Genomic DNA, 25,843 nt, shown 5'->3' on the forward strand with positions numbered 1-25,843 from the left:
AATCTAATAGAATAAATATTGCAGAAAGTACCTTAACGGTATTAGTCACCTTAACAACCCGTCATTCCAGCGAGCCGAAGCGAGACTAGGTTAGGAATCTAGAACCGCGTGGCTGAGTTTCGAAAAGTGGAATCAATCTATTAAATTTCACCAATCTCTGAATTTAATATAATGAAGTTCAGAGCTTAGGATTAAAGACCAATGGAACAACAAAAAGAACCCAATCCAAATTATCTATCATACCCACTACACCCCAAGTCCATAGATGATGAAATCGACCTACGCGAACTATTCGGCGCATTGTGGAAAGGTAAATTGATCATCATTGTGGCTACATTTGTCTTTGCTGTCGGCGCGGTACTCTACGCACTAAGTTTGCCAAATATCTATAAATCAGATGCGTTGCTTGCCCCGGCAGAAAGCTCAAATGGTGGCGGCCTTTCAAAAATGGCAGGGCAGTTCGGTGGCCTTGCGGCACTAGCAGGCGTTAATTTGGGTGCAGGCGAATCTTCTCAAACAGATTTGGCCGTACAAGTGATGAAGTCTCGCCAGTTTGTAGACGCATTCATCAACAAACATGATTTACTCGTGCCACTAATGGCGGCAAAAGATTGGGATTTAACAAATAACAAGCTCATCATAGATGAAGAGCTCTATAACCCAAATACGGGTGAGTGGTTACGTGACACAAAAGGCCTACGTGGCGCAACCCCAACAGCGCAAGAAGCGTTTGAAGTGTTCAGCAAAGATGTCTTGAGCGTTAATCAAAATAAAGAAAGTGGTTTATACACAGTATCAGTTAAAAACTACTCACCTTATTTGGCACAGCAGTGGGTGGACTGGTTGATTGAAGACATCAACAAAGTAATGCGTGAACGCACAATAGCAGAAACGTCTCAAAACTTAGCATATTTAAACACACAATTACAAAAAACCGCCGTGGCTGACATGCAAAGCACGTTTTACAAGTTGATTGAAGAACAAACCAAAAGCCTAATGTTGGCGGAAGTACAAGAAGAGTTTATCTTTAAAGTTGTTGATCCAGCCGTGGTACCTGAACTAAAAGACGGACCAAAACGCGCATTGATTTGTGTGCTAGGCACATTACTTGGTTGCATGTTAGGCGTGGCGATTGTGCTAGTACGTTTTGCGATTCGAAAAGAAGATATAGACGACCTAGGACCTAGGACCTAGGACCTTGAGTTACCTATTGGGGCTGATTTAGTCAAATGGGTGAAACCAATTAATAACAATGAGATAGCCGGAATAAGTCGTCTCATTTTGAATGAAAATGTCTCAGATGGGGTTATATGTCTGAGATGAAACGAATGAATAATTTAAGTTAGGTATCGTAAATGAACCAGATTTTGCCACTGATTGGCCGTACTGATGCGTTGTTTACGCAAGATATTGAAAATTATGAAGCAGAGCTATCACGTATTGTTTCTGCGTCAAGTTTCCTTGTTCTGGGCGGCGCTGGCTCAATCGGACAAGCCGTAACTAAAGAGATTTTCAAACGTAACCCTAAGAAGCTACATGTTGTCGACATTAGTGAAAACAATATGGTAGAGCTTGTTCGAGATATCCGTAGTTCATTTGGTTACATTGATGGTGACTTCCAAACATTTGCTTTGGACATTGGTTCTCTAGAGTACGACGCATTCATTAAAGCCGATGGTAAGTTCGATTATGTATTGAACCTATCTGCGCTTAAGCATGTTAGAAGTGAAAAAGATCCTTATACATTGATGCGCATGATCGATGTAAATGTTTTTAATACCGACAAAACAATTCAGCAGTCTATTGATGCTGGTGCGAAAAAGTACTTCTGTGTTTCAACAGATAAAGCTGCAAACCCTGTTAACATGATGGGGGCGTCAAAGCGCATTATGGAAATGTTCCTTATGCGTAAAAGTGAGCAAATGGCAATCTCAACTGCTCGTTTTGCAAATGTGGCATTCTCTGATGGCTCGCTGCTACACGGATTTAACCAACGTATCCAAAAGCGTCAACCTATCGTAGCCCCAAACGACATCAAGCGTTATTTTGTTACTCCTCAAGAGTCGGGTGAACTATGCTTAATGTCTTGTATCTTTGGTGAAAACCGTGACATTTTCTTCCCGAAACTGAGCGAAGCTCTGCATCTTATTTCGTTTGCAGATATTGCGGTGAAATACCTAGAGCAACTTGGTTTTGAACCTCACCTATGTGAGACAGAAGAAGAAGCACGCCAACTTGCACATACGCTGCCAGAGCAAGGTAAGTGGCCATGTTTATTTACTGCAAGTGATACAACAGGTGAAAAAGACTTCGAAGAGTTTTTTACAGATAAAGAAGAGCTGGATATGTCTCGATTCGAAAATCTGGGCATCATCAAAAATGAACCTCTTTATGAGCAAGAGCTTCTTACTTTGTTTGAAAGCAGCATCTCTGAGATGAAAGGTGAGCGAGCTTGGACTAAAGAGCAGATTGTGAAACTGTTCTTTACCATGATCCCTGATTTTGGGCACAAAGAAACGGGTAAATACCTCGATAGCAAGATGTAAGTGGAGCATTCGATGAAAGCGACATCTATTGTTGAATTTGTGAGAGATACTTACAAAACAGACGAATTTATTCCTTTACATGCACCGACGTTCGATGGCAACGAAAAAGCGTACGTAATGGAAACGATTGAAAGTACATTTGTTTCTAGCGTCGGTAAATTTGTTGATGATTTTGAGAGAAAAATTGAAGCTTACACTGGTACGGCTAAAGCTGTAGCGACAGTGAATGGCACAGCAGCATTGCATGCTGCATTGTACATGGCTGATGTTCAAAGAGGCGACTTGGTCGTCACGCAAGCTTTGACTTTTGTTGCAACCTGCAATGCTCTTTATCATATGGGGGCTGAGCCTATTTTTCTGGATGTATCTCCAGTGAGTTTAGGGTTGTGCCCTAAGGCTGTGGATACATTTTTAGAAGAGAATGCTGAAGTCACAGACGCGGGGTGTATCCATAAAAAAACAGGTAGAAGAATCAAAGCCGTTGTACCAATGCACACGTTTGGTCACCCTGTAGAGCTTGATGAACTGGTTGCCGTTTGCTTGAAATGGAACATCACGTTGGTTGAAGATGCCGCAGAAAGCCTAGGCTCGTTCTATAAGGGCAAACACACCGGTACTATTGGTGATTTTGGTGCTGTCAGCTTCAATGGCAACAAGATCATCACCACAGGCGGTGGTGGCATGGTGTTATGTAAGACTCAAGAATTAGGTGCGCGTACTAAGCATGTCACGACGACAGCAAAAGTTCCTCATCCGTATGAATTCTTCCATGATGAACCTGGTTTCAACTATCGTATGCCAAACCTGAATGCAGCTCTAGGGTGTGCTCAGATGGAAGTTATCGAGCAGTACCTAAAACAAAAGAGAGTGCTTGCTGAAGGTTACAATGACTTTTTTAAAGGTTCAGACATCAAGTTTGTCACTGAACCTGAATATGCGCAGTCAAACTATTGGTTAAATGCGATCATTTGCTCGGATAAAGAAAGCCGTGAAGAGGTACTTAAAGGCACAAATGGTTCAGGTGTGATGACTCGACCGATTTGGCAGCTCATGCACAGATTACCTATGTTTGAGAATGCAATACGTGGTGACCTAACTTACTCAGAGTTTATTGAGGCGCACCTAATTAATTTGCCTAGTACTCCAATACTTCGAGCTAGATGATGACTGATATTACAATTAGAAATTTACCCTCAGATATCTATTACCAACGAGAATATTCCGCGTTGTATGAAGGTGAATGTGAACACTTTGAATTCAAGTATGAAGAAGGTGATTCCAATGTGCAGTTTAGTGCTCTAAAACGCCGTATCAAAAATGTTTCAGGCAAAGAAATTGACGAAGAACTATATGATTTAGAAACTCCATATGGTTACGGTGGTCCAGTTTCGAACTCATTAGATGAGCAGTTTTTATGTCGTGCTTTTGGTGCCTACAGAGATTTCTGTAAAGAGCAAAACATAGTATGTGAATTTATCCGTTTTCATCCATTTAATTCTTTAGGGAATATGGCCTCGCTTTTCGAAATGAACTTACCAGAAAGGCAAGTGGTCATTGTTGATTTGGAAAAAAGCACAGAAGAACGACGCAAGTTATATTCAAAAACGACAAGAAACATAATAAAAAAGGCTGAGAAAAAACTCACAATAGAGACGAGCTCAGTCGAGCTTTCCAGCTTTATGGAAATGTATTACGAAACGATGCAGAAAAACTCTGCAAGTGACTTTTTTTATTTCCAAGAAGATTATTTTAATGCTCTGAGCGCTCTGGAAGGAGTCGACTTACTAGCAACGAAGAAAGAGAGTACTTTCGCCTCTATCGGTTTTTTTTATGTGTGGGAAAGAATTAGCTCACTATCATTTGTCGGCGAACAACCAAGCGTTAGCCAAAGAAAATGGTAACTACCTGCTACTTGATGCCGCCTTTGAACATGCTAAAAGCAAGGGCTGCCGTTATATGATGCTGGGTGGTGGCAGAACGTCTTCTCCTGATGACAGCCTGTTTAAGTTTAAGTCGAAGTTCTCACCACTTACGATGCCATTCTATATTGCGGGCTTAGACTTTCTTCCTGAAAAACGTCAAATGCTGAATCAAATGTGGGCTGAACAACATAAAGATGTAAGCCCTCCAAAACTATTTCAATTATACCGAGCTTAGAGGTAACCATGACAAACAAGACTTTTATCATCGCAGAAGCGGGTGTAAACCATAATGGTGACTTTGAGCTAGCAAAGAAATTGATTGATGCAGCCGTAGAGGCTGGCGTTGACGCTGTAAAATTCCAAACATGGAAAACAGAGCTGCTGGTTACGGAAGATGCGCAAATGGCCGAGTATCAAGTAGAGAATACTCAGCGAGAAGAGACGCAGTTTGAGATGCTGAAGCGTTTAGAGCTTAGCTACAATGATTTTTCAGATTTGAAGGCTTACTGTGACTCAAAAGCGATTACTTTTATGTCTACGCCAGATGAAGAGCAAAGCGCAACATTTCTTGATCAGCTGCAAAATGTCTTCAAAATTGGCTCTGGTGAATTAACCAATACACCATTCTTACGTCATATCGCTAGCTTTAAAAAGCCAGTTATTCTATCTACTGGAATGGGCTACTTACATGAAGTTGAACATGCAATCATGACCCTAGTTGATGCAGGATTAACTCTAAGTGACATTACGGTTTTGCATGCGACGACAGATTACCCTACTGCACCTGAAGACGTTAATTTGGCGGCGATGTTAACGATAGAAAAGGCCTTTCCAGGTATTACAGTCGGATACTCTGATCATACTTTAGGCATCGAAATTCCCGTTGCAGCCGTAGCAATGGGAGCAAAGGTTATTGAGAAGCACTTTACACTAGACAACACTATGGAAGGACCAGACCATAAAGCGAGCCTTGAGCCACAAGAGTTGTCAGATATGGTCACATCAATTCGTAATATTGAAAAAGCGCTTGGTTCAGGTTGGAAAGTACCGACAAAAACAGAGCAGGCTAATCGAAATGTTGTTAGAAAAAGCATTGTTGCAGGACAAGAGATATCGGAAGGGCAGTTGATTACTCCTGATATGCTAGAAATTAAACGCCCTGGTAATGGCATCTCTCCAACAAGATGGGATGAAGTCGTTGGCTCTGTAGCCAAAAAAGACTACCAAATTGGAGAGCTAATCTGATGAGAAAAATCTGTGTCGTGACGGCTACGAGAGCTGAGTATGGTTTATTAAAATGTCTATTGGAAGACATTGAAAATGATCCAGAGCTAGAGTTGCAGATCATTTCAACAGGCAGCCACCTGTCTCCTGAATTTGGCCTGACGAATCAGCAAATTCTTGATGATGGATTTTGTGTAAACAAGAAAATAGAAATATTGTTGTCATCAGATACTCCAATCGGAGTAAGCAAAAGCATGGGGCTTGCGCAGATCAGCTTCGCTGAAGCATTTGATGAATTGCAGCCAGACATCGTGGTTGTATTAGGTGATCGTTACGAGTTAATCCCAATTGTTTCTGCCGCAAATATTGCGCGTATTCCAGTGGCTCACTTAAGTGGCGGAGAGCTAACAGAAGGCGCGATTGACGAACTGATTCGTCACGCAGTGACCAAATTGTCTCATTTACACTTTACCGCAATGGATGAATATTCAACGCGTGTGATTCAAATGGGAGAGTTGCCAGAGAGAGTGTTTACGGTTGGGGAAGTCGGCTTAGATAACTTGCTGCGCATGCAGTTGATGTCCAAAGAAGAATTTGAAAACTCGATAGATTGTAAGCTGAAAGCAAAAAACTTGCTATTTACCTATCATCCAGAGACCACTCAGGATGTTGAAGAGGTTGAACGTGACTTCTCTGAGATTCTGTCAGGTTTTGACAATCTCAATGACACGTTAATCATATTTACTAAGGCAAATGCTGATGTTGGTGGTCGTTTGATTAATAAAATGATCGATGCCTATGTTGCAGAGAATAGTGACAAAGCGATTGCATTTACTTCGCTGGGGCAGCTCAGGTATTTATCAGCATTGCAATACGTTGATGCCGTGGTCGGGAACTCATCTAGCGGTATCGTAGAGGCGCCATCGTTTAAACTTGCCACTATTAATATCGGCGATCGCCAGAAAGGAAGAGTGAGAGCGAACAGTACTCTTGATGTAGCCGTAAGCGCTACCGAAATCTCGTCTGCTTTAGACCAAGTGTATAGCGGTGCATTTAAAGAGTCTCTATTGCAAACGGTGAACCCTTACGGACAGGGAAATAGTTCTAAAAAAGTGGTAGATGTTCTGAGGGCTGTTGATTTGAATAGTTTAAAAACTAAGCCATTTTATGATGTTAAATACTGAAAATAGAACGATAGGCGGTGAGCAAGAGCTTGCCAAGGATGGTCTCTTTTATGGAGTGACGAATAGTGGGCGCTCTTCGCTAAGATGGGCTGTTCGTTCAATGTCACTTCAGGGGAAAAAGGTTCTTGTTCCAGACTTTGTATGTCAAATTGTTGTTGATGTATTACTAGAATTCGATATCGAAGTACTATTTTATGCAGTTCAAGATAACTTTGAATTCGAGTTTTCTGATGATTATCAAGATATTAGTGCAGTATATTTAGTTAAGTATTTTGGTCATGAGAGTACTTCGTTTCGTAATTTGATAGAGCACTCTCAAGTTCCATTCATTATCGATGATGTTTTTGGTGTCGAGCCTCCTAAGGTCTTGGCTGATGTACAGTGGTGTTACTTTAATAGCTTAAGAAAAATAACCGCAATAGCTGATTTCAGCCAACTGATATCAAACGTACCATTAGAACGATTGAATAAGTTACGTTTGTCAGAATTTTCAGAGATCAAATATCAAGCAAAAAACATAAAGGCTGAGTTTCTCAGTAATTCTATCGGTAATGAGAGTGATTACTTATCACCTTTTTCATATGCCGAAAATTTGTTGGATAGCGGTGTTGGAATCTATGAACCAGAAGATAAAAGTACGGTTCTAGCATGTCAGTTCTATAGTGATAAACACGTAGAATTAAAGATACGTAAAGAAAATCTGACGACCGCCAAAGAACTTCTTAGAAGCGACCAATATATAGATATTAATGTGAACTTCCCCTCTTTCTTGCCACTACTGTTAGCTAATCGCGATAAAGTGAGAAAGGGACTGATGGAGCATTCAATCTTTTTGGCGGTCCACTGGCCTGAAGTTGAGCAGGTTTCAAATCAGTTATCAGAAAACGTTCTTTCCTTACCTTTGGATAGTCGCTATACGCAAGAAGATATCTCACGAATTTGTAACTTGATTAAGAAACTAGATAAATGAATGAAGAAAAATTAGAGTTGAAGCTCGCTAGTTATGAATATTTTGAAAGCTTTTTTCGATTGAGAAGCCAACCCCAAAATATCTACTGGTCGGGCTTTTCTGAGGCTCCCATTAAAGAAAAACTAGAGCATCATTTTTTTGCAGCCATCGAGAGTAGCTCTAGAGAGTTCTACCTTTTATGTGAAAAGGGTGAAGCGATAGGTTATTTGTATATAGATTATAATTCTGATGCTGACGAAGTTGAGATTGCATATGGTATATCTTCTGAGAAGAGTGGGCGTGGGTTAGCAAAGTTCATGATCAAAGAAGGATTATCTGTAACGAAATATAAAGTCGATAAAGTAATCGCGTGGATTGCAACTTCAAATATCCCTTCTATTAAATCGGTTGAATCATTAGGATTTATAAAAACGATAGAAGAAGAAGTTCGATCTTTTAATCAAGAAGTCGAGCCAGTAAAATTCTGTAAGTTCATAAAGATTTATGGTGATTGTCAATGAGTCACGAGTGGAAAAATGTGTTGCTAGAACCTTCAGCAACAATTCTAGAAGCATTAGAAATTATCAACAAAGAAGCCTTGCGCGTTGCTTTGGTTATTGATAAAGAGCAGCACCTAGTTGGGGTCGTTACAGATGGTGATATTCGACGAGGTTTGCTCAATAATCTTTCCTTAAATGATGCCATAGCTCTAGTTATGAATACAAACCCAACAGTTGCAGAGGTTGGTGCTGAAAGAGAAACCTTAATTGATTTAATGGAATCTAAAGGTGTTCTTTCAATTCCATTGCTCAAAGATGGCAAAGTTGTAGGTTTGGAGACGCTGCACGGTGCATTAAGTAAAAATAAATATCAAAATCCAGTATTTATAATGGCAGGAGGTTTTGGTACCAGATTACGCCCTTTAACAGACACATGTCCAAAACCGATGTTAAAGGTTGGTGATAAACCTATCTTAGAAACTGTTGTTAAAAGTTTTATTAAAGCAGGCTTTAGTAACTTTTATATTTCGACTCATTACATGCCAGAGCAAATTCACCAACACTTTGGTGATGGAAGTAATTTAGGCGTTAATATCTCGTATGTACATGAAGATTCACCGTTAGGAACTGGAGGAGCTCTTGGCTTACTGCCAGAAGATATGCCAAGAGATTTGCCTCTAATCATGATAAATGGAGATGTATTAACCAAGGTGGATTTCCAACGGTTATTAAACTTCCATATAGAAAATGATGCGGACGCTACTATGTGTGTTCGTGAATATGATTATCAAATACCATATGGTGTTATTAATGGTGAAGGTAACCAGATAACAAGCATGGTCGAAAAACCAGTGCAGCGCTTTTTTGTAAATGCTGGTATCTATGTTGTTTCTCCAAGAGTTATTCAGTCTGTGGAAAAAAACCAGAATATCGATATGCCTACATTACTCGAACAGCATATGAAAGAACGTCAAAAAGTACTTATGTTCCCTATTCATGAATATTGGTTAGATATTGGTCGCATGGATGATTTTAAAAGAGCTCAAGTGGACATTTTAACTTTAAGGATGGACTAGTGATAAGCGTTAAAAAGATTATAGCGTTGTTTCTGCTAGAAGTGTAAGCAAACGACCACTAAGAAAAACGTGTGCCTCTAGCCGGTAAACCTCAGTAAGTACATAGACAGTATTTTTGTCAGTAAAGATGATTCAGAAATCGCTGAGGTAGCAAATGAATATGGAATTAATATTCCCAAATTACGGCCTAAAAGGTTCGTTTCAGATGCAGCAAAAAAAGATTTTTTATGATTCACAATCATATACTTATCTAATGGGTAATAGTGTCTCAATTGATATAGATCATAAACTTGATTTTGAACTTGTTGAGTTTATTTTGAATAAATATGGCCACAATTAAACATGAGAAATGCTCACTTAATAATAAGCTTGTTTTCAAGCATATTACTAATTTCTTTGACTTTGTTTCAAATATCAGGATTAGAACTTGATTTTAAAGATTTAGAACTGTTGATATTTATTCTAGTGATTTTGAATTTAGTCTTAATGTCAACCTATAGAAAAGATTGGTCAAGTTTAGCCTATCTTTTTAATTTGACTTTTATTGTATTTTTATTATCGAAGCCATTTGTGGATCTTTTTGGTTATCAAGATGCTCTTATTATTAACTCTCTGATAATAGAAACATTTTCAGAGGTTAAGTATAACTTAATATTAACCTATGTAGCGGTTTCATATTCAATTATAAACATGGGGCTTGTTTTTCTATCTGATAGAGTTAAATTTCCTGTTTATGATGAGAAGATCTTCAACCTGTCAAAGCGAGTGATAATAATTTCCACACCTTTGATAATATATAAGTATTACCTTGAAATTATATACTTAATGAATAATGGTTATTTGTCATTATTTACTGGAGGGTTAAGGTATGTGGACTATGGGAATGTTATAATTGCCAATTCCCATAGCATCTTTATAGCTGGTTTTTTCCTCTTGATTGCATCAAACCCTAAGCTTGAATCATCAAAATGGTATTTGTATATTTTCTTGATAGTAAGTCTTTTAGATGCGTTAAAGGGTGCTCGTGGATTATTCGTATTGCCTTTGTTATATTATTTCTGGTATGTTAATGCAAAAAAAGCTACTGGTATATCAAGAAAGACAAAGTTAAAGATAATAGTTGTGGGGTTTGTTCTTGTGATTTCATCTCAATTGGCTGTAGATCTCAGGATGAAAAACTCGGATTATAAAGTTGATATTTTTGACTCAATAGCAACATTCTTCTATCAACAAGGCAATTCTTTAAATGTTGTTTATTTCTCAGAGTTGTATCGGGATGAACTTAATTCGAATAATGAATCGGTGCCGTTTGTATTAGAGCCTGTTATTTTTCCATATTTATATGTTTTTCACAAAGATGAGTTAAGTCAGGGCCAAACTGATGAAGCTGTTGCAATAAGACCTAATCTCAATCATAGACTAACCTATATGTTGAACCCTCGGTATTATATCAATGGCGGAGGTCTGGGTAGTTCATATGTAGCAGAACTAGCTGTGATGAATCTAATTTATGTTATTTTGGGCTCTCTATTAATTCCAATAGGGATTATTTTGTTGGTTAAGGGGCTTAAGTATAGGATGGTCTTATTTTTGTCTTATTTTTTGATTGCTCACATATTATTCTTGCCCAGAACTAGTTTAATTCCAAATTTTTGGGTCTTAGGCAAGTATTGTTTGTTTTTTCTATTCTTGTATTATTTATCAAGGTTTTGTTTTATAAATGGTAAAGTTAAATTCAAGTCTCACTGATGTTGAAAGTGAAAAAGTTACAAGTGGAATATTATTTTCTACATTAAGAATATTTTTTTCAGTAATTATACCATTTTTAATGATACCAATGTATGCGAAGGCATTTGGCGTAGAACTTCTTGGTGTCTTTAATCTATCCTTGAGTATTGTTAATTCTGCATTAGTTTTAGGCACATTTGGTCTAACTATTTATGCTATAAAGGAGAGTGGGTCAAATAAGTATTCGAATAGAAAACTAGCTGGAAAAGCCATTGACGTTATAAAAATAAGACTTTTTTTTTACTTTTTTGTTCCTAATAGTTTTAGGTGGTAGTGGGTATTTATTCGGTGGGTTTGATAATACGTTAATTTTATCTATTTTGTTACTATCGTTTTCAGTATTTGGTGAAATAATTTCTAATGATTGGCTGTTTGTTTACTTTAAACAACAAAAAATACTTTTTCTTAGAGGAGTTGTTTTAAAAATTCTACTCCTAATGGCTATGTACTTTTTAATTGATGATAGTGATGATTATTTTACATTTTTAATATTGTATTCATCAGCCAACTTTATTCTTTGTTTTATTTTTCTTTATAAGTCAGTCGATTTAATTTCAGTTAATTGGCTATGCCTCCCTGATTTATCACTTATTTATAAAGCTTTGCCAATACTAGGTTTAACTTTGGCAAGTTCATTCTATGGAAAATTTGACTCGGTCATTTTAGGGTATATACTTAGCAACTTTGACTATGGAATATATTCCGCTGCCTATAAACTAATACAAGTTGCATTAGTTATAATAACCTCATGGGCAGTTGTTTTGTTGCCTTATGTAGCTCAGGGCAACAACTCTTTTGCTAAATATCTTAAGTTCACGTATATCACATCGCTTTTAGTTAGTCTTTTTATATTTCATAATGCTGAACTAATAATAATTAGTCTATACGGTGATGATTTTATACCTTCTGTAAATCTTATGAAATATATGTCATTAATTATACCAATCGTAAGTGTGTATAACTATATGATATACCAAAATAGTAACAAGCTTTTACTTAGGAAAAACGTCTTTTGGTTTCTGCTTTTTGTTGGGTTTAATATTTTATTTATTTTTATGTTTCGACATTCAATCAGCCCAATTGTGTTTGTTTATCTTACTATACTTTTCAACTTTTTGATTTTACTTAGTGTTGTTTATTACACTAGGATAAATGCGTTTTGTGAGATCACTGTGCAGTTATTATTGACAACTGTTTTGGTTTGTTTTCTATACTATGTATTATTACGTTTTTTAATCGGCTCTAATATTTATTTGCTAATTACTGCGCAGATGATTTTTTTAGTGGCTGTTTTTATTGTTTTACTATTTATATTAAAGGTTGTTGATAAAAAATGGATAATAGTTTTATTTTGGCGACTTCAGGATCGTTAAAAGGTATAAATGGAGTTGCTAGCTTTATAAAAAACTTAAATAACCATCTGAGTTCCGAGGAATCATATCAAGGAGTCTTTCATTTTGGAGGGCGGGGAGGAGAACGCTATCAGGCTCAAGTTACATCTCATGGTGAGCGCAAAGAAACCGTTGAATATAGTAGAAGTAAATTTCTATTGGCAATTAAAAATATGCTAATTCGTGTGCCATTGTTTGCTTTTTTTTTTGGCTGTGTTATATATATTTGTACCCAGCTAAAGTTGTTGCTAAGAAAATAATGCTGAGTTCTTCGTCAAATACGGTTATATCTAATGATATGTTCCTTTCTTTTTTTCTTTCAAAATCTAATAGAAAGCTGATTACAATTTTACATTCATCAGATAACCCTGTTAATCAGCTTTTAATATACTTCCCAAGCATTAAGGGAGGCTTTTTTGAAAGTTTGATAAGAAAAATATTGTCCCGTGCAATTGTTAACTCGGATGCTGTAGTAACTCTGAATAATTCTTTAAGAAATACTATTTCTAAAGAGTATCCAGCGAAACTCGTTTATACAATATATAATGGTGTTCCGCATGTTAAATACGAAGCCTCATCTGAATCTAATTCTCAACATTTAAGGCTTGTTGGAGTAGGTTCGTTAACCGTTAGAAAAGGCTTTGATTTAATAGTAGATGCATTTATAGACTCAAATTTGATTAGAGAGCGCCTCACTATCGACATATTAGGTGATGGTCCTGAAAGAGCACCTTTAACAAAAAGAGTCATTGATAATGGTTTGAAAGGTGTTATTAACTTTAAGGGAAATGTGTCTAATGTTAGTGAAGCTCTAGGTGGTTACGATGCGTTTATATTACCTAGTCGCGATGAAGGACTGCCTATAGCAATATTAGAAGCTTGCTCTGTATGTTTACCTATCATTACGACTCGAGTTGGTGCTATACCTGAAGTATTCACAGAACAGGAAGTTATCTATATCGAAACTAATTCACAATCAATACAAAAAGTATTAGAGTCAGTAGTCAATAGTGATTTGGACTTGAGCGGTTATTCAGATAAAGCATACAAGAAATTTAGTAATTGCTTATCAATTGAAGCGATGTGGAAGCAATATTCTAAAGTATTGGAGGTTGTAAATGCAGAGTATTGACATAGAAAACTCAAAAAAAACATCTTGAGTTTTTAAAAAAAAACAATCTGACTAGATTGAATGTCGTATTTTTTGCATTATTAGCTCTTTATTATTTTGTTTTTATTTTACTTTTGGTTTTAAAGACATCATTTAGAATAAAGTTTGCAACTAATGAACTAAATGAAGCGTTTTTATCATGGAGTGATACGCATAAAAAAAAACCTAAAGGTGTTAGCAAAAGGTAAAGATATTACGACCTTAAATAACAAGATGGGTTATTCTTATTTTAATGCATCTTTAAGTGTTTCAGAATTGTTTTTTTGTATTCGAGAGGTTGGACTTCGAAATATATTATGTAGTGAAGGTTTTGTTTCATTTGCAGAGTTGCTCATATTTGAAAGATGGTTATCAAATAGCCGTGTTCGTAAAGTTTTTGTTGCAGGACATTATGATCGGTTAGTATTTAATATTTCACTTGCGTGCAAGAATAGTAAAGTTGATTTTGCTGTTTGTCAGCATGGTGTTGTTTCTGTCATTGAGCTGCCAAAAAAAATCTTTGTTGACGAGGTATATCTTAAATATGGAGTTTCGGAAGTAACTTTCGAGAAGTTTTATGTGGTCGGCAAGTTTTTTCTAACGCCGGAGCTTGACTTTGACAGAAGCCGAATTATCAACGCTGAACGCGCTAAGAATAAGAGAACTGTGCTCTTTATTGGACAGTTTGGGCAGGTTGAAAAAACTTTAGATATTTTGAAGTATTGTTCGAGTTTTAATGATGTCGAAATTCTTTTTTTACAGCACCCTACTGATAAAGCTTCTGGGTATGAGAAATACTCTAAAGTAATAAATGAACCTATTTTAGGTCCATTTTTGGTAATATCTCTATTTTCTTCATTTGCTTATAGTTACCATTTGTTGGGGTATCGTACGGTTTTTTTTCCTGGTGATACTCAATTAGATTTTTTAAACGATGGCACTGTGACGTGTTTGAAAACACCACAGGGTCTGTGTGAATATTTAAAGATTCAGGATTAATTATGTTTAATAATGCCACATTATTGATTACAGGCGGAACAGGCTCTTTTGGTAATGCTGTCTTAGACCGTTTTTTAGAAACGGATATTAAAGAAATTCGTATATTTTCCCGAGATGAAAAAAAACAGGATGATATGCGTAAGAAATACAACAACGATAAACTCAAGTTTTATATTGGTGATGTGCGCGACTATCAAAGTGTCCTTAATGCCACCCGCGGTGTGGATTACATTTACCATGCGGCAGCGTTAAAACAGGTACCTTCTTGTGAGTTTTACCCTCTAGAAGCAGTAAAAACCAACGTATTGGGTACTGAGAACTTACTCGAAGCGGCGATTGCAAATAATGTGGAACGCGTGGTTTGCCTAAGTACCGATAAAGCGGTTTACCCTATCAACGCGATGGGTATTTCAAAAGCGATGATGGAAAAAGTCATTGTTGCTAAGAGCCGTAACCTAGAGCACACCAACACAACTATTTGTGCCACTCGTTACGGTAACGTGATGGCTTCTCGCGGTTCAGTTATTCCACTGTTTTTACGTCAAATCATCAACGGCCAACCAATCACCATCACTGATCCAAACATGACTCGTTTCATGATGACCCTCAACGACGCGGTTGACCTTGTGTTGCATGCTTTTGTTAACGGAACCAATGGCGATATCTTTGTACAAAAAGCGCCTGCAGCGACTATTGATGTATTAGTTCAAGCACTATTACGCATTACTCATAAGGATGAGCACCAAGTTAACGTTATTGGTACTCGTCACGGTGAGAAGTTGTATGAAGCACTGTGTAGCCGTGAAGAAATGTTTGTAGCAGAGGACCAAGGCAACTACTACCGCATCCCATCAGACAATCGAGATCTTAACTACTCAAAATACAATGAAGAAGGCGAGAAAGACCTATCCCTTATTGAAGATTACAACTCTCATAATACTGAGCGTTTGGATGTCGAGGGCATGGTTGAGCTGTTACGTAAGCTTGATTTCATTGTCGATATTGAAGCGGGAAGCTTGGTTGTTCCAGAGGGCGTATAGATGAAGATTGTTGTAACTGGAGCAAAAGGTTTCATTGGAAAAAACCTCTGTGTCATGCTTCGTGAGCATGGCTATGAAGACCTTGTTGAAGTTGACCGTGATACCACAAGTGAGCAAACGACGTATGCGTTAGCGGAGGCTGACTTTGTTTATCACTTAGCAGGGATTAATCGCCCAAAAACAGAAGCGGAATTCCAAGAGGGCAATGCCGATTTTACTGATTTCGTTGTCGAACAGCTTAAAGCCCATGGGCGAAAGACTCCCCTTGTGGTGAGTTCTTCCACTCAAGCTCTTCAAGACAACGCATATGGACAGAGCAAACGCTCTGCCGAGGAGAGTGTTGAGCAATATGGGCAAGAAAGCGGTGCGCCATTTTATATCTATCGTTTTCCTAATGTGTTTGGGAAATGGTGTCGCCCAAACTACAACTCATTTGTTGCCACTTTCTGTTACAACACACTCAATGACCTAGATATTACCATCAACGACCCTAAAGCTCCGGTAACGCTTGTTTATATCGATGATGTTTGTCGTAGCTTAATTGCTTTACTTGATGGTACAGAGCCGAGTGGGGCCAAAGCCGTTTCACCGGAGTACCCAACTACAGTTGGTGAGGTTGCGGATTTACTGCGAGCGTTTAAAGAGAGTCGAGAGAACTTAGTTACGGAAGATGTGGGTACAGGATTGGTTCGTGCATTGTACTCGACTTACTTAAGCTATATGTCACCTGAGCAATTTAGCTATACCATCCCTAGTTATGGTGATGAGCGTGGTGTGTTTAGCGAGATGCTAAAAACAAAGCAAGCAGGCCAATTTTCTTTCTTTACCGCGCACCCTGGTATAACTCGAGGTGGGCACTATCATCATAGCAAGAATGAAAAGTTCCTTGTCTTAAAGGGTAAAGCTCGCTTTAAGTTTGAACACATTGGGACGGGGGAGCGCTATGAGCTGGAGACAGAAGGCTGCGTTCCTCAAATCGTCGAGACTGTGCCAGGTTGGTCACATGACATCACGAATATTGGCGATGAAGAGATGATCGTTATGCTTTGGGCAAATGAGATTTTTGACCGAGAAGCGCCAGATACCTTTGCGTTCCCACTGTAAACCTTGAAGAGAAAACAAAAATGAAGAAATTAAAAGTCATGTCGGTGGTTGGCACGCGTCCTGAGATTATTCGTCTGTCCCGTGTGTTGGCAAAATTGGATGAGCATTGTGAGCATATTCTAGTGCACACCGGTCAAAACTATGACTTCGAGCTTAACGAAGTCTTCTTTAACGACTTAGGGGTCCGTAAGCCGGATTACTTTCTTAATGCTGCAGGTAAGAACGCGGCTGAAACTATTGGCCAGGTCATCATCAAAGTAGATGAAGTGCTGGAAGAGATAAAGCCGGAAGCTATGCTGGTTCTAGGCGACACCAACTCTTGCATTTCTGCCATTCCAGCGAAACGTCGTAAGGTGCCTATCTTTCATATGGAGGCGGGAAATCGCTGTTTCGACCAACGAGTTCCTGAAGAGACCAACCGCCGTATTGTAGATCATACCGCAGACATTAACCTTACTTACAGCACGATTGCTCGTGATTACTTGTTAGCGGAAGGGCTTCCAGCTGATCGCGTTATTAAAACGGGCAGTCCGATGTTTGAGGTGCTGAACCACTACATGCCTCAAATCGATAACTCAGACGTTCTTGAGCGTCTTGGCTTGATTAAAGGTGAGTTCTTTGTAGTGAGTGCTCACCGCGAAGAGAATGTCGATTCACCAAAGCAGCTTGCTAAATTGGCGGAGAGCTTGAATGCAGTGGCGGCGAAGTATGAATACCCAGTTATCGTATCGACTCACCCCCGCACACGAAACCGCATAGAAGCACAAGGTATTGAGTTTCATGCCAACATTCAGCTTCTGAAGCCGTTAGGTTTTCATGACTACAACCATCTTCAGAAAAACGCGAAAGCGGTGCTTTCAGACAGTGGCACAATCAATGAAGAGTCATCGATTATGAACTTTCCTGCGTTGAACTTGCGAGAAGCGCACGAGCGCCCAGAGGGAATGGAAGAAGCCGCGGTGATGATGGTGGGTCTAGAAGTTGAGCGCATCATGCAAGGCTTGCAGATACTGGAAGGTCAGCCAAGTGGCGAGAGCCGTTTACTAAGAAGAGTGGAAGATTACAGTATGCCGAATGTGTCCGATAAGGTTGTTCGTATTTTACACTCCTATACAGATTACGTTAAACGTGTTGTATGGAAAGAGTATTAAAGTGAGCCGAAATAAAGTTCTCATTCTCGCCGAGTATATCGGTGAGAACCATAATTCAACTGCTTATTATTGGTCGCAAATTGTAAAAAAATTACAACAAGAATATGATGTTATTCTTATTACTCCCGATACGGAATATGCTCGAGGCTTTTCCAAACAATATACAGTCGAAACACGCTATGTGAAGTTTGCTAAACATAATAAAAATAGTCTTATTTCTCGACTTAAAGGGCAGTTAAGCCAGACAATATCATTTATTCGGGCTATTAAGGTAGAATTGAAAAGTGTTGACTTGGTGTTTTCTGGGACTAATCCCATAGTAACAATGTTTGGGTTATCTTTATTAAAGTTTTTCAAAGCTTTTAAATGGTTGGTTTTGGTTCATGATGTATTTCCCAATAACTTAGTACCAGCAAAAGTTATCACTAAATCTAGTTTCTCTTATCGAATTTTGACTACCTTGTCTAAGAAAGTTTATTCGTCGCCTGAGCAGTTGATATGTATTGGTCGTGACATGAAAGAGTTGTTAGGTAAAAAAACAGGAAAAGAAAGTCAAATTGAATTTATACCAAACTGGGCATCAACAGACCGAGTCACAGAGATACCCAAGAAACAGAACGAATTGATCCTTGAACTGGGTTGGCAGGATAACACAGTGTTTCAGTTTTTTGGCAACATGGGGCGCTTACAGGGGGTCGATCAATTGTTAGAAGCTATAGGAAAAACGAAATGTGAACGAAGTCGCTTTTTGTTTATTGGCTGCGGATCAGAAGTGGAACAAGTACAACGTGTAGCAAAAAGGATTAATTCAGAAGTTGGTTATGAACGAGTTCACTATTATGGACGGTTGGATTTAGAGAAAAATAATTTAGGTCTAAATGCTTGTGATGTTGCTTTAGTGACATTGGCACCAGAGATGTTCGGTTTGGGAGTACCTAGTAAGGCGTATTTTTCTATGGCTGCAAACAAACCTATCATTTATGTAGGTGATAAAAATTCAGAGCTAGAACGCCTTCTCTCTGAGTATGAGCTCGGATGGTACTGTAATAATGGCAAAGTCTCAGAGTTATCACGACTTCTAGATCATGTTTCAGATTTGAATTGCTCGGGTAACTTGTCTCAAACAAGGGATGTATTGATATCCCATTTTTCTGAGAAAATCGCCCTAGATGCTATTGCTAACCAAGTTTCCAAAACGGTGTTGTTATGAAAATTCTAATGACGGGCTCTACAGGCTTTATTGGAAGAAACTTAGCCTCTTTAGGAGTTATCCATAGGCATATTGTACGTTCGGATGAGAAACATGATTATCAATCGTTTTTCACTATTGATAGTTTAGGTATTGGTACTAATTGGGACGGAGCTTTTGATGGTATTGATGTAGTGATTCATTTAGCGGGGTTAGCTCACTCAAACAGGTTCTCCGATCACGATTACGAAAGCGTGAATGTGGCCGGGGCATTACGTTTGGCTCGCGAGGCATCAGAGCAAGGTGCTCGACGTTTTGTATTTGTTAGCTCTATAGGTGTAAATGGTACATGTACGAGTAAGAAGCGATTTTCTGTTAACTCATCAGTTAACCCTCATAATGCGTACGCTAAGTCTAAATACAAGGCAGAGCTTGGACTAAAAAAAATAGCTGAAGAAACTGGGCTTGAGGTTGTGATCGTGAGACCAACTTTAGTATATGGACCAGAAGCTCCAGGAAATTTTGGAATGTTAACAAAGCTAGTCGCTAAACTTCCATTGGTACCTTTTGGTTTAGCGAATAACAGGAGGGATTTTATCGCAGTTCAAAATTTAGCGGATTTACTTGTTACTTGTGCAATCCATCCGGATGCTTCAGGGCATACTTTTTTAGCGAGTGATGGTGAAACGGTTTCGATTAAAGAATTCACTAATGCCATTGCTTATGGGCTAGGTAAAAAAGTGGTTCAACTTCCAGTACCAGTGAGTGTCATGCGCTTAGTTGGTAAACTTACGGGTAAATCGGCTATGATTGAACAACTCTATGGTCACTTAGAAGTGGACTCTTCTAACATCAAAGAGGTGTTGGGTTGGACTCCTCCTCTAACAATGAAGGAAGCAATGGCGACTTTGCGTGATTCAGGAGTAAAATAGTAAATGATCCGTTTAATTGATTTCCTAGCAGCCTTTTTCGGTTTGCTTTTCTTATGGCCAATATTACTCATTGTTACCATCATTGGTCTGTTTGATACGGGCTCACCAATTTTCGTTCAAGAGCGTGTTGGGCGTAATAAAAGACCGTTTAAACTAATCAAGTTTCGTACTATGTCGGTGGAGACTAAGTCAGTGGCGAGCCATTTAGCGAGCAATGCTTCTATTACTAAGCTTGGTGCCTTTTTACGTAAAACCAAGATTGATGAACTACCACAATTGATCAATGTGGTAAAAGGTGAAATGAGTTTGGTCGGACCGCGGCCGAATTTGTTCAATCAAGAAGAGCTTATTGCTGAACGTGATGCAAAGGGTGTCTACAACGTTTTACCCGGCATCACAGGTTTAGCGCAAGTTCAAAACATCGATATGTCAACACCAGCTTTGTTGGCAAAAACAGATAGAGAGATGATCGACTCTTTAACATTGAAGAGTTACTTCAAGTACATCGTGATGACTGTTACTGGTAGCGGCTCTGGAGATGCCGTAAAATAGTAATAAAGAGCGACAAAAGTCGCTCTTTTGGTCTTTGTCGCCTTTACCTCTTCCGGGAAGGGTTCTCATAAGAGGATTTTGTGTCTGGGCTTATTGCGACGATGTTTATACTTTTATGTTAAACTTTATTCTGTTTTCCAGATACACCAACAAATAAGAATTATTATGCAACGTCTACAATTTATATGGCAGCTTTCTAGAACGCATAAAAGAATTGTCAGTGTTCTGATTGATGTAGTTCTGATCTCTTTGGCTTTTCATTTGGCGATATTAGTTCGCTCAGGTGAAACCAACTACTTCACATATCCTACTGTTTGGGGCATTCAAATTGGCGTGGCGATTGTGACAATTGCAGTCTTTGCTCGATTGGGGCTCTACAGAGCAGTGCTTCGCTACTTAACTTTTCAGGCTCTGTTTGTAGTGACAGCTGGCGCCATTATATCCGCGACGCTTGTGGCAGCTTTAAGTTTCTACATGAGTGATCCATTCCCAAGAACGGTTCCTGTTATTTATGCTGCGTTTCTTGCTCTTTTTTGTGGTGGCCCTCGCGTTATAGTTCGCTCTTTAATTGCACAGAGTTACTCTACACAGAGCAAAGAGGTTCTTATTTATGGTGCGGGCTCCGGTGGCCGACAACTCGCAATGGCATTGAGAAGTAGTGGTGACTATCGTGTAAGAGCGTTTATTGACGGCGATTCAACGCTGTGTAACACAATGATTTTAGGCTTACCTGTTATTGCTATTGAAGATGCAATGCCAATCATTAATAAATACGATGTTTCTCAAGTCTTACTCGCGGTACCAAGTGCTAAACGTTCTCGTCGTAAAGTCATTCTTGATGAGTTGGCTAAGCTGCCTGTTGAAGTGCTTACTGTTCCTGATATGACGGATATTGTCTCTGGCAAAGCAAAAATCGACGAGCTGAAAGATGTTGCTATTGAAGATTTACTTGGACGAGATCCGGTCGCCCCACAGCAAGTATTGTTGGAAGCAAACATCAAAGACAAAGTTGTTATGGTGACGGGAGCTGGTGGTTCTATTGGTTCCGAGTTGTGTCGTCAAATTGTAGAGCAGTCTCCTAAGTCTATTATTTTATTTGAATTGTCTGAATTTGGCCTATATCAGATTGATCGTGAACTAAATCAACTTAAGGTTGAAAAAGGGCTGACTTGCGACATTATTCCTTTGTTGGGTTCTGTTCAGCGTCAACATCGTCTAGAAACGACAATGTCTTCTTTTAAAGTTCAAACGGTATATCACGCCGCTGCATATAAGCATGTTCCGTTGGTTGAGTTCAATGTAATAGAAGGTGTTCGCAACAATATTTATGGGACTTATTATACTGCGTGCGCGGCGATTAAAGCCGGTGTTGAATCATTTGTATTAATCTCTACTGATAAAGCCGTTCGCCCTACTAACGTAATGGGCACAACTAAACGAATGGCAGAATTAGGTTTGCAAGCTCTAGCTGATCAAGAAAATGCAAAACCAAATGGCACTCGATTTTGCATGGTACGATTTGGTAATGTTCTTGGCTCTTCTGGCTCCGTGATTCCTGTGTTTAAAAAGCAAATTGCATCAGGCGGACCAGTAACCGTTACTCATCCTGAGATCACTCGCTTCTTCATGACAATTCCTGAAGCTGCGCAGTTAGTCATTCAGGCTGGTGCAATGGGTAAAGGGGGCGATGTATTTGTTTTAGACATGGGTGAGTCAGTAAAAATTACAGACTTAGCATGTAATCTCATTCAACTATCTGGTCTTGAAGTAAAATCTGAGACTAATCCTCATGGTGATATTGAGATTCAATTCTCAGGACTTCGCCCTGGTGAAAAGCTGTATGAAGAACTGCTCATTGGTGACAATGTAAAGCAGACGGCGCATGAGAGAATAATGACGGCTCATGAGGTACATTTACCTCTGGAAGAATACGACCTATTGTTGAATGAACTTGATTTTGCATGCCATAGCATGGATCACGAAAACATCCGCTCATTGCTATTAAATGCTCCTACAGGATTTAATCCTACGGACGGTATTGGTGACTTAGTGTGGAGTCACAACCAATTGGAGTTAAATCTGATTGATACAGAGCTAGCTGTAAACGAATAGATTTAAATGGACACTTAGTGTCCATTTCTTTTTATTATGCTGAATGGTTTGACATCGCTCAATTCCAAACAACAAACACCTATAGATTGTTTAAGATCTATGTTGTTTAATTCTAATCTTATTCAGAAGTGTAACTCTTAGAGTTAGGGTAAAATTATGAAAATAGCTGTTGCCGGCACGGGCTACGTAGGGCTTTCCAACGCTATGTTGTTAGCTCAAAATCATGAAGTGGTTGCACTAGATATCGTTCCTGAAAAGGTTGAGTTGCTAAATAAAAAACAGTCTCCAATTGTTGATGTTGAGATTGAACATTTCCTTGAAAACAGGGAACTAAACTTCATCGCAACAACAGACAAGCAGAAAGCTTATCAAGGTGCAGAATATGTTGTGATCGCAACGCCAACGGATTATGACTCAATCACGCATTACTTTAATACCTCCTCAGTTGAAGCGGTGATTAAAGATGTTATGTCTATCAATCCTGATGCAGTAATGGTGATTAAGTCTACTGTTCCTGTTGGCTATACTGCTCGAATTAAGGAAGAGTTGGGATGTGAAAATGTCATATTCTCCCCTGAGTTCTTGCGAGAGGGGAAAGCGCTTTACGATAACCTTCATCCGTCACGTATTATCGTTGGTGAACGCAGTGAACGTGCTGAAGTGTTTGCAGGTCTGCTTGTTGAAGGAGCTGTAAAAGAAGACATTCAAGTTCTATTTACTGACTCTACAGAAGCTGAAGCAGTCAAACTGTTTTCAAACACTTACCTTGCTATGCGTGTAGCATACTTTAATGAGCTGGATTCTTATGCAGAAGCTCATGGCTTGGACGCTCGTCAAATCATTGAAGGTGTTGGCTTAGATCCTCGTATCGGTAATCATTACAACAACCCATCATTTGGTTACGGTGGTTACTGCTTACCAAAAGACACGAAACAGCTTTTAGCCAATTACCAAGATGTACCGAACGACATCATTGGTGCAATTGTAGAAGCAAACCGTACGCGTAAAGACTTTGTCGCTGAATCTATTCTTAAGCGTGAACCAAAAGTTGTGGGTATCTACCGCCTTATCATGAAGGCAGGCTCTGATAACTTCCGCGCTTCCTCTATCCAAGGTATCATGAAGCGTATCAAGGCAAAAGGTGTTGAGGTCGTAGTTTACGAACCAGTACTCAAAGATGAAGATTTCTTTAACTCTCGAGTGATTAAAGACCTGAATGAGTTCAAACAAAGTGCGGATGTGATTGTTTCTAACCGCATGGTGGAAGAGTTAGCAGACGTAGCGGATAAAGTTTACACACGTGACTTGTTTGGTAGCGACTGATCAATTTCCGGTAAGGTCCTAGTTTGCTAGGACCTTCTTTCTTTACTCTTACTTAAGTATCTGCTTCGCTCTAATCAATAAACCACCTCAATTCCCTCTGCTTCCAACCTCTCTCCTAACTCATTTTTTGCTTCTTTCTCTCCATGTATCAAATGCACGGCTTTTGGTTGTGTTGGAATCCCAGTAACAAACTTTAATAAATCGCTTTGGTCTGCGTGTGCAGAATATCCAGAGATGGTATGGATCTGTGCATTGGCTTCGATTGGTTGATTATCGATATCCACCGTGTGGCTGCTTGATTGGATTTCTCGACCTAAGGTTCCTTGTGCTTGATAACCCGCAAACAGCACATCATTTCTTTCGTCTGGTAAGAGTGCTTTTAAGTAATTGACGATTCTTCCTCCTTCGCACATACCGGATGCCGCGACGACAATTGCAGGCTCATCGGTGGAGGCTAGTCGATTCACCAATGCTTGATGTTCTCTATGGCTTTTCACAGTAATGCATTGTTCAAAGGCGAGGGGATGACGATGGTTGTTGAGCTTTTGTTTTGCTTCTTTTCCCCATAGTTTTTTGAAACGCCGGTAGGTCTTCGTGACTCTTTTCGCAAGCGGTGAGTCTAGGATAATTGGCAAAGAAGACGACAAGTCGCGTTGGTGAATCAGTTGCTCAATATCGAATAACAGTTCCTGCGTACGTCCTACGCTGAAAGCCGAGATCAGAATTACGCCACCGTCTTGCAGTGCGTGATCGATAATGGTGTTCAAGCGCTCAGTTCGAGTGGCAATGTCTTCATGCTCTTTGTTGCCGTATGTGGACTCGATGAACAGATAGTCGGCACGCTTTGGTGGCTTCGGGTCGGGTAAGAGCGGGGTATTGGTTGGGCCTAGGTCGCCGGAAAATACAATGATTTCATGATTGTGGAGTTTGAATTCCACGTAAGCGGAACCAAGAATGTGCCCCGCAGGCTGAAAGCGCAGGTAACATTGTTTACCAAGTGGCAGCCATTGTTGGTAGTCATGGGGCCTTAGCTGTTTTTTAATAACATTGAGGACTTGTTGACGTTGATGGTAGTTCAAACCCAGTTGCAGTTTTAGTCCGTCTTCTAACATGAGCGGTACCAGTTCGGCTGTTGCTTTGGTGCAGTAAATTGGGCCTTTAAATCCAGCAGCCAGTAACCAAGGTAGGCGTCCGATATGGTCGATATGAGCGTGAGTCAGGACTAATGCTTTGATGTGTTTAACCGGAAACTCAATATCCAGTGATGCCCTGCGGTTGCCAAAGTGGATGTCTTTGCCCTGAAAGAGGCCGCAATCGATCAAGATGCTGCCGTGTGGCAGTTTCAATTCATGACAAGAGCCTGTGACGGTATGCTTTCCACCATGATGAATCACACTGGCGATGTCTGATATTGGTGTTGTCATGTCGATTGCTCCTCCTTGAACAAGCATCGGTCAATACTAAATCTTGAGGTTAGGTTAAGTGAATAGAGCTCGTTGGTTGGATGGAATTGAATGGGAATAATCGGAAGTGCGATTTAGTTCTTTGTTTTGATGTAAGTGGTTTGTCGTTGTTTTGGGTTTAGCGCGTGTGGTGAGTAGATTCCTAATGTCGCTTGGGCTCCTGGAATGAAGAACTTCTTTTAGGTTATGTTTGTTGTTTGGTTGCTTTGAGTTGAGGGCGTGTGGTGAGCAGATTCCTGATGTCGCTT

Annotated in this window: 22 protein-coding genes and 1 pseudogene; 22 read left to right on the forward strand and 1 reads right to left on the reverse strand. The window is 39.3% G+C overall.

From position 1 onward, the window contains the following. Window positions 1–201: 201 nt before the first annotated feature. The 22 genes and pseudogenes from KHO06_RS01185 to KHO06_RS01295 all read left to right on the forward strand — a co-directional run bounded on the left by KHO06_RS01185 (window position 202) and on the right by KHO06_RS01295 (window position 24,132). On the forward strand, window positions 202–1,194 hold the full coding sequence (locus KHO06_RS01185; RefSeq protein WP_212581975.1) for a Wzz/FepE/Etk N-terminal domain-containing protein: 993 nt from the start codon (window positions 202–204) through the stop codon (window positions 1,192–1,194). A gap of 161 nt (window positions 1,195–1,355) precedes the next feature. After that, window positions 1,356–2,546, forward strand: a complete 1,191-nt coding sequence (locus KHO06_RS01190; protein WP_212581976.1) for a UDP-N-acetylglucosamine 4,6-dehydratase — start codon at window positions 1,356–1,358, stop codon at window positions 2,544–2,546. A 12-nt stretch (window positions 2,547–2,558) separates the two neighbouring features. After that, a complete protein-coding gene (locus KHO06_RS01195; RefSeq protein ID WP_212581977.1) occupies window positions 2,559–3,710 on the forward strand; it encodes a LegC family aminotransferase in 1,152 nt (383 codons plus the stop codon). After that, a pseudogene (locus KHO06_RS01200) lies at window positions 3,710–4,703 on the forward strand (GNAT family N-acetyltransferase). Before KHO06_RS01195 ends, KHO06_RS01200 begins: the two are co-directional and overlap by 1 nt. A gap of 8 nt (window positions 4,704–4,711) precedes the next feature. Continuing rightward, a complete protein-coding gene (gene neuB, locus KHO06_RS01205) occupies window positions 4,712–5,713 on the forward strand; it encodes an N-acetylneuraminate synthase (protein WP_212581978.1) in 1,002 nt (333 codons plus the stop codon). Further along, on the forward strand, window positions 5,713–6,876 hold the full coding sequence (gene neuC, locus KHO06_RS01210; RefSeq protein ID WP_009707911.1) for a UDP-N-acetylglucosamine 2-epimerase: 1,164 nt from the start codon (window positions 5,713–5,715) through the stop codon (window positions 6,874–6,876). The genes neuB and neuC overlap by 1 nt, the downstream gene beginning before the upstream one ends. After that, on the forward strand, window positions 6,860–7,846 hold the full coding sequence (locus KHO06_RS01215) for a pyridoxal phosphate-dependent transferase (protein WP_212581979.1): 987 nt from the start codon (window positions 6,860–6,862) through the stop codon (window positions 7,844–7,846). Before neuC ends, KHO06_RS01215 begins: the two co-directional genes overlap by 17 nt. Continuing rightward, the gene (locus tag KHO06_RS01220) at window positions 7,843–8,346 is read left to right on the forward strand and encodes a GNAT family N-acetyltransferase (protein ID WP_032803136.1); all 504 of its coding nucleotides are present in this window, start codon (window positions 7,843–7,845) and stop codon (window positions 8,344–8,346) included. The genes KHO06_RS01215 and KHO06_RS01220 overlap by 4 nt, the downstream gene beginning before the upstream one ends. Further along, a complete protein-coding gene (locus tag KHO06_RS01225; protein ID WP_212581980.1) occupies window positions 8,343–9,401 on the forward strand; it encodes a nucleotidyltransferase family protein in 1,059 nt (352 codons plus the stop codon). Before KHO06_RS01220 ends, KHO06_RS01225 begins: the two co-directional genes overlap by 4 nt. A 342-nt stretch (window positions 9,402–9,743) precedes the next feature. Beyond that, on the forward strand, window positions 9,744–11,150 hold the full coding sequence (wzy, locus tag KHO06_RS01230) for an O-antigen polysaccharide polymerase Wzy (RefSeq protein WP_212581981.1): 1,407 nt from the start codon (window positions 9,744–9,746) through the stop codon (window positions 11,148–11,150). Next, window positions 11,122–11,463, forward strand: a complete 342-nt coding sequence (locus KHO06_RS01235; RefSeq protein WP_212582488.1) for a hypothetical protein — start codon at window positions 11,122–11,124, stop codon at window positions 11,461–11,463. The genes wzy and KHO06_RS01235 overlap by 29 nt, the downstream gene beginning before the upstream one ends. 1,059 nt (window positions 11,464–12,522) lie before the next feature. After that, a complete protein-coding gene (locus KHO06_RS01245; protein ID WP_212581983.1) occupies window positions 12,523–12,840 on the forward strand; it encodes a hypothetical protein in 318 nt (105 codons plus the stop codon). Next, window positions 12,840–13,712: a glycosyltransferase gene (locus tag KHO06_RS01250; protein ID WP_212581984.1), complete on the forward strand. Its 873-nt coding sequence runs from the start codon at window positions 12,840–12,842 to the stop codon at window positions 13,710–13,712. The genes KHO06_RS01245 and KHO06_RS01250 overlap by 1 nt, the downstream gene beginning before the upstream one ends. Window positions 13,713–13,874: 162 nt before the next feature. Then, on the forward strand, window positions 13,875–14,729 hold the full coding sequence (locus tag KHO06_RS01255) for a hypothetical protein (protein WP_212581985.1): 855 nt from the start codon (window positions 13,875–13,877) through the stop codon (window positions 14,727–14,729). A gap of 2 nt (window positions 14,730–14,731) precedes the next feature. Beyond that, window positions 14,732–15,769, forward strand: coding sequence for a polysaccharide biosynthesis protein (locus KHO06_RS01260; RefSeq protein ID WP_212581986.1), 1,038 nt, complete (start codon window positions 14,732–14,734; stop codon window positions 15,767–15,769). Further along, window positions 15,770–16,873: a capsular polysaccharide biosynthesis protein CapF gene (locus tag KHO06_RS01265; RefSeq protein WP_212581987.1), complete on the forward strand. Its 1,104-nt coding sequence runs from the start codon at window positions 15,770–15,772 to the stop codon at window positions 16,871–16,873. 20 nt (window positions 16,874–16,893) lie between these two features. Further along, complete coding sequence (gene wecB, locus KHO06_RS01270; RefSeq protein ID WP_212581988.1) at window positions 16,894–18,024, forward strand: UDP-N-acetylglucosamine 2-epimerase (non-hydrolyzing); 1,131 nt, start codon at window positions 16,894–16,896, stop codon at window positions 18,022–18,024. Between the two features lies 1 nt (window position 18,025). Next, entirely contained in the window at window positions 18,026–19,234 is a 1,209-nt protein-coding gene (locus KHO06_RS01275; RefSeq protein ID WP_212581989.1) for a glycosyltransferase family 4 protein, read from the forward strand. Further along, window positions 19,231–20,145, forward strand: a complete 915-nt coding sequence (locus KHO06_RS01280; RefSeq protein ID WP_212581990.1) for an NAD-dependent epimerase/dehydratase family protein — start codon at window positions 19,231–19,233, stop codon at window positions 20,143–20,145. Before KHO06_RS01275 ends, KHO06_RS01280 begins: the two co-directional genes overlap by 4 nt. A gap of 3 nt (window positions 20,146–20,148) precedes the next feature. Continuing rightward, a complete protein-coding gene (locus KHO06_RS01285; protein WP_212581991.1) occupies window positions 20,149–20,697 on the forward strand; it encodes a sugar transferase in 549 nt (182 codons plus the stop codon). Between the two features lie 165 nt (window positions 20,698–20,862). Next, window positions 20,863–22,809 (forward strand): nucleoside-diphosphate sugar epimerase/dehydratase, encoded by a 1,947-nt coding sequence (locus tag KHO06_RS01290; protein ID WP_212581992.1) that lies wholly within the window; start codon window positions 20,863–20,865, stop codon window positions 22,807–22,809. Between the two features lie 156 nt (window positions 22,810–22,965). Beyond that, a complete protein-coding gene (locus KHO06_RS01295) occupies window positions 22,966–24,132 on the forward strand; it encodes a nucleotide sugar dehydrogenase (RefSeq protein WP_212581993.1) in 1,167 nt (388 codons plus the stop codon). A 74-nt stretch (window positions 24,133–24,206) separates the two neighbouring features. Here the strand turns inward: KHO06_RS01295 and KHO06_RS01300 are convergent, their stop codons facing one another. After that, a complete protein-coding gene (locus tag KHO06_RS01300; protein ID WP_212581994.1) occupies window positions 24,207–25,556 on the reverse strand; it encodes an MBL fold metallo-hydrolase in 1,350 nt (449 codons plus the stop codon). Window positions 25,557–25,843: the final 287 nt, after the last annotated feature.

The organism is Vibrio sp. B1FIG11, assembly GCF_905175335.1.
In the GTDB taxonomy this organism is placed as follows: Bacteria; Pseudomonadota; Gammaproteobacteria; order Enterobacterales; family Vibrionaceae; genus Vibrio; species Vibrio campbellii.

Bases quoted from the DNA above. Each gene is read 5' to 3' on its own strand.
- KHO06_RS01295 (WP_212581993.1), top strand. From the start codon at position 22,966: ATGAAAATAGCTGTTGCCGGCACGGGCTACGTAGGGCTTTCCAACGCT.
- wecB (WP_212581988.1), top strand. From the start codon at position 16,894: ATGAAGAAATTAAAAGTCATGTCGGTGGTTGGCACGCGTCCTGAGATT.
- KHO06_RS01190 (WP_212581976.1), top strand. From the start codon at position 1,356: ATGAACCAGATTTTGCCACTGATTGGCCGTACTGATGCGTTGTTTACG.
- KHO06_RS01235 (WP_212582488.1), top strand. From the start codon at position 11,122: ATGGTAAAGTTAAATTCAAGTCTCACTGATGTTGAAAGTGAAAAAGTT.
- KHO06_RS01285 (WP_212581991.1), top strand. From the start codon at position 20,149: ATGATCCGTTTAATTGATTTCCTAGCAGCCTTTTTCGGTTTGCTTTTC.
- KHO06_RS01290 (WP_212581992.1), top strand. From the start codon at position 20,863: ATGCAACGTCTACAATTTATATGGCAGCTTTCTAGAACGCATAAAAGA.
- KHO06_RS01300 (WP_212581994.1), bottom strand. From the start codon at position 25,556: ATGACAACACCAATATCAGACATCGCCAGTGTGATTCATCATGGTGGA.
- KHO06_RS01245 (WP_212581983.1), top strand. From the start codon at position 12,523: ATGGATAATAGTTTTATTTTGGCGACTTCAGGATCGTTAAAAGGTATA.
- KHO06_RS01265 (WP_212581987.1), top strand. From the start codon at position 15,770: ATGAAGATTGTTGTAACTGGAGCAAAAGGTTTCATTGGAAAAAACCTC.
- KHO06_RS01185 (WP_212581975.1), top strand. From the start codon at position 202: ATGGAACAACAAAAAGAACCCAATCCAAATTATCTATCATACCCACTA.
- KHO06_RS01280 (WP_212581990.1), top strand. From the start codon at position 19,231: ATGAAAATTCTAATGACGGGCTCTACAGGCTTTATTGGAAGAAACTTA.
- KHO06_RS01250 (WP_212581984.1), top strand. From the start codon at position 12,840: ATGCTGAGTTCTTCGTCAAATACGGTTATATCTAATGATATGTTCCTT.
- neuB (WP_212581978.1), top strand. From the start codon at position 4,712: ATGACAAACAAGACTTTTATCATCGCAGAAGCGGGTGTAAACCATAAT.
- neuC (WP_009707911.1), top strand. From the start codon at position 5,713: ATGAGAAAAATCTGTGTCGTGACGGCTACGAGAGCTGAGTATGGTTTA.
- KHO06_RS01260 (WP_212581986.1), top strand. From the start codon at position 14,732: ATGTTTAATAATGCCACATTATTGATTACAGGCGGAACAGGCTCTTTT.
- KHO06_RS01215 (WP_212581979.1), top strand. From the start codon at position 6,860: ATGATGTTAAATACTGAAAATAGAACGATAGGCGGTGAGCAAGAGCTT.
- KHO06_RS01220 (WP_032803136.1), top strand. From the start codon at position 7,843: ATGAATGAAGAAAAATTAGAGTTGAAGCTCGCTAGTTATGAATATTTT.
- wzy (WP_212581981.1), top strand. From the start codon at position 9,744: ATGAGAAATGCTCACTTAATAATAAGCTTGTTTTCAAGCATATTACTA.
- KHO06_RS01255 (WP_212581985.1), top strand. From the start codon at position 13,875: ATGAAGCGTTTTTATCATGGAGTGATACGCATAAAAAAAAACCTAAAG.
- KHO06_RS01225 (WP_212581980.1), top strand. From the start codon at position 8,343: ATGAGTCACGAGTGGAAAAATGTGTTGCTAGAACCTTCAGCAACAATT.
- KHO06_RS01195 (WP_212581977.1), top strand. From the start codon at position 2,559: ATGAAAGCGACATCTATTGTTGAATTTGTGAGAGATACTTACAAAACA.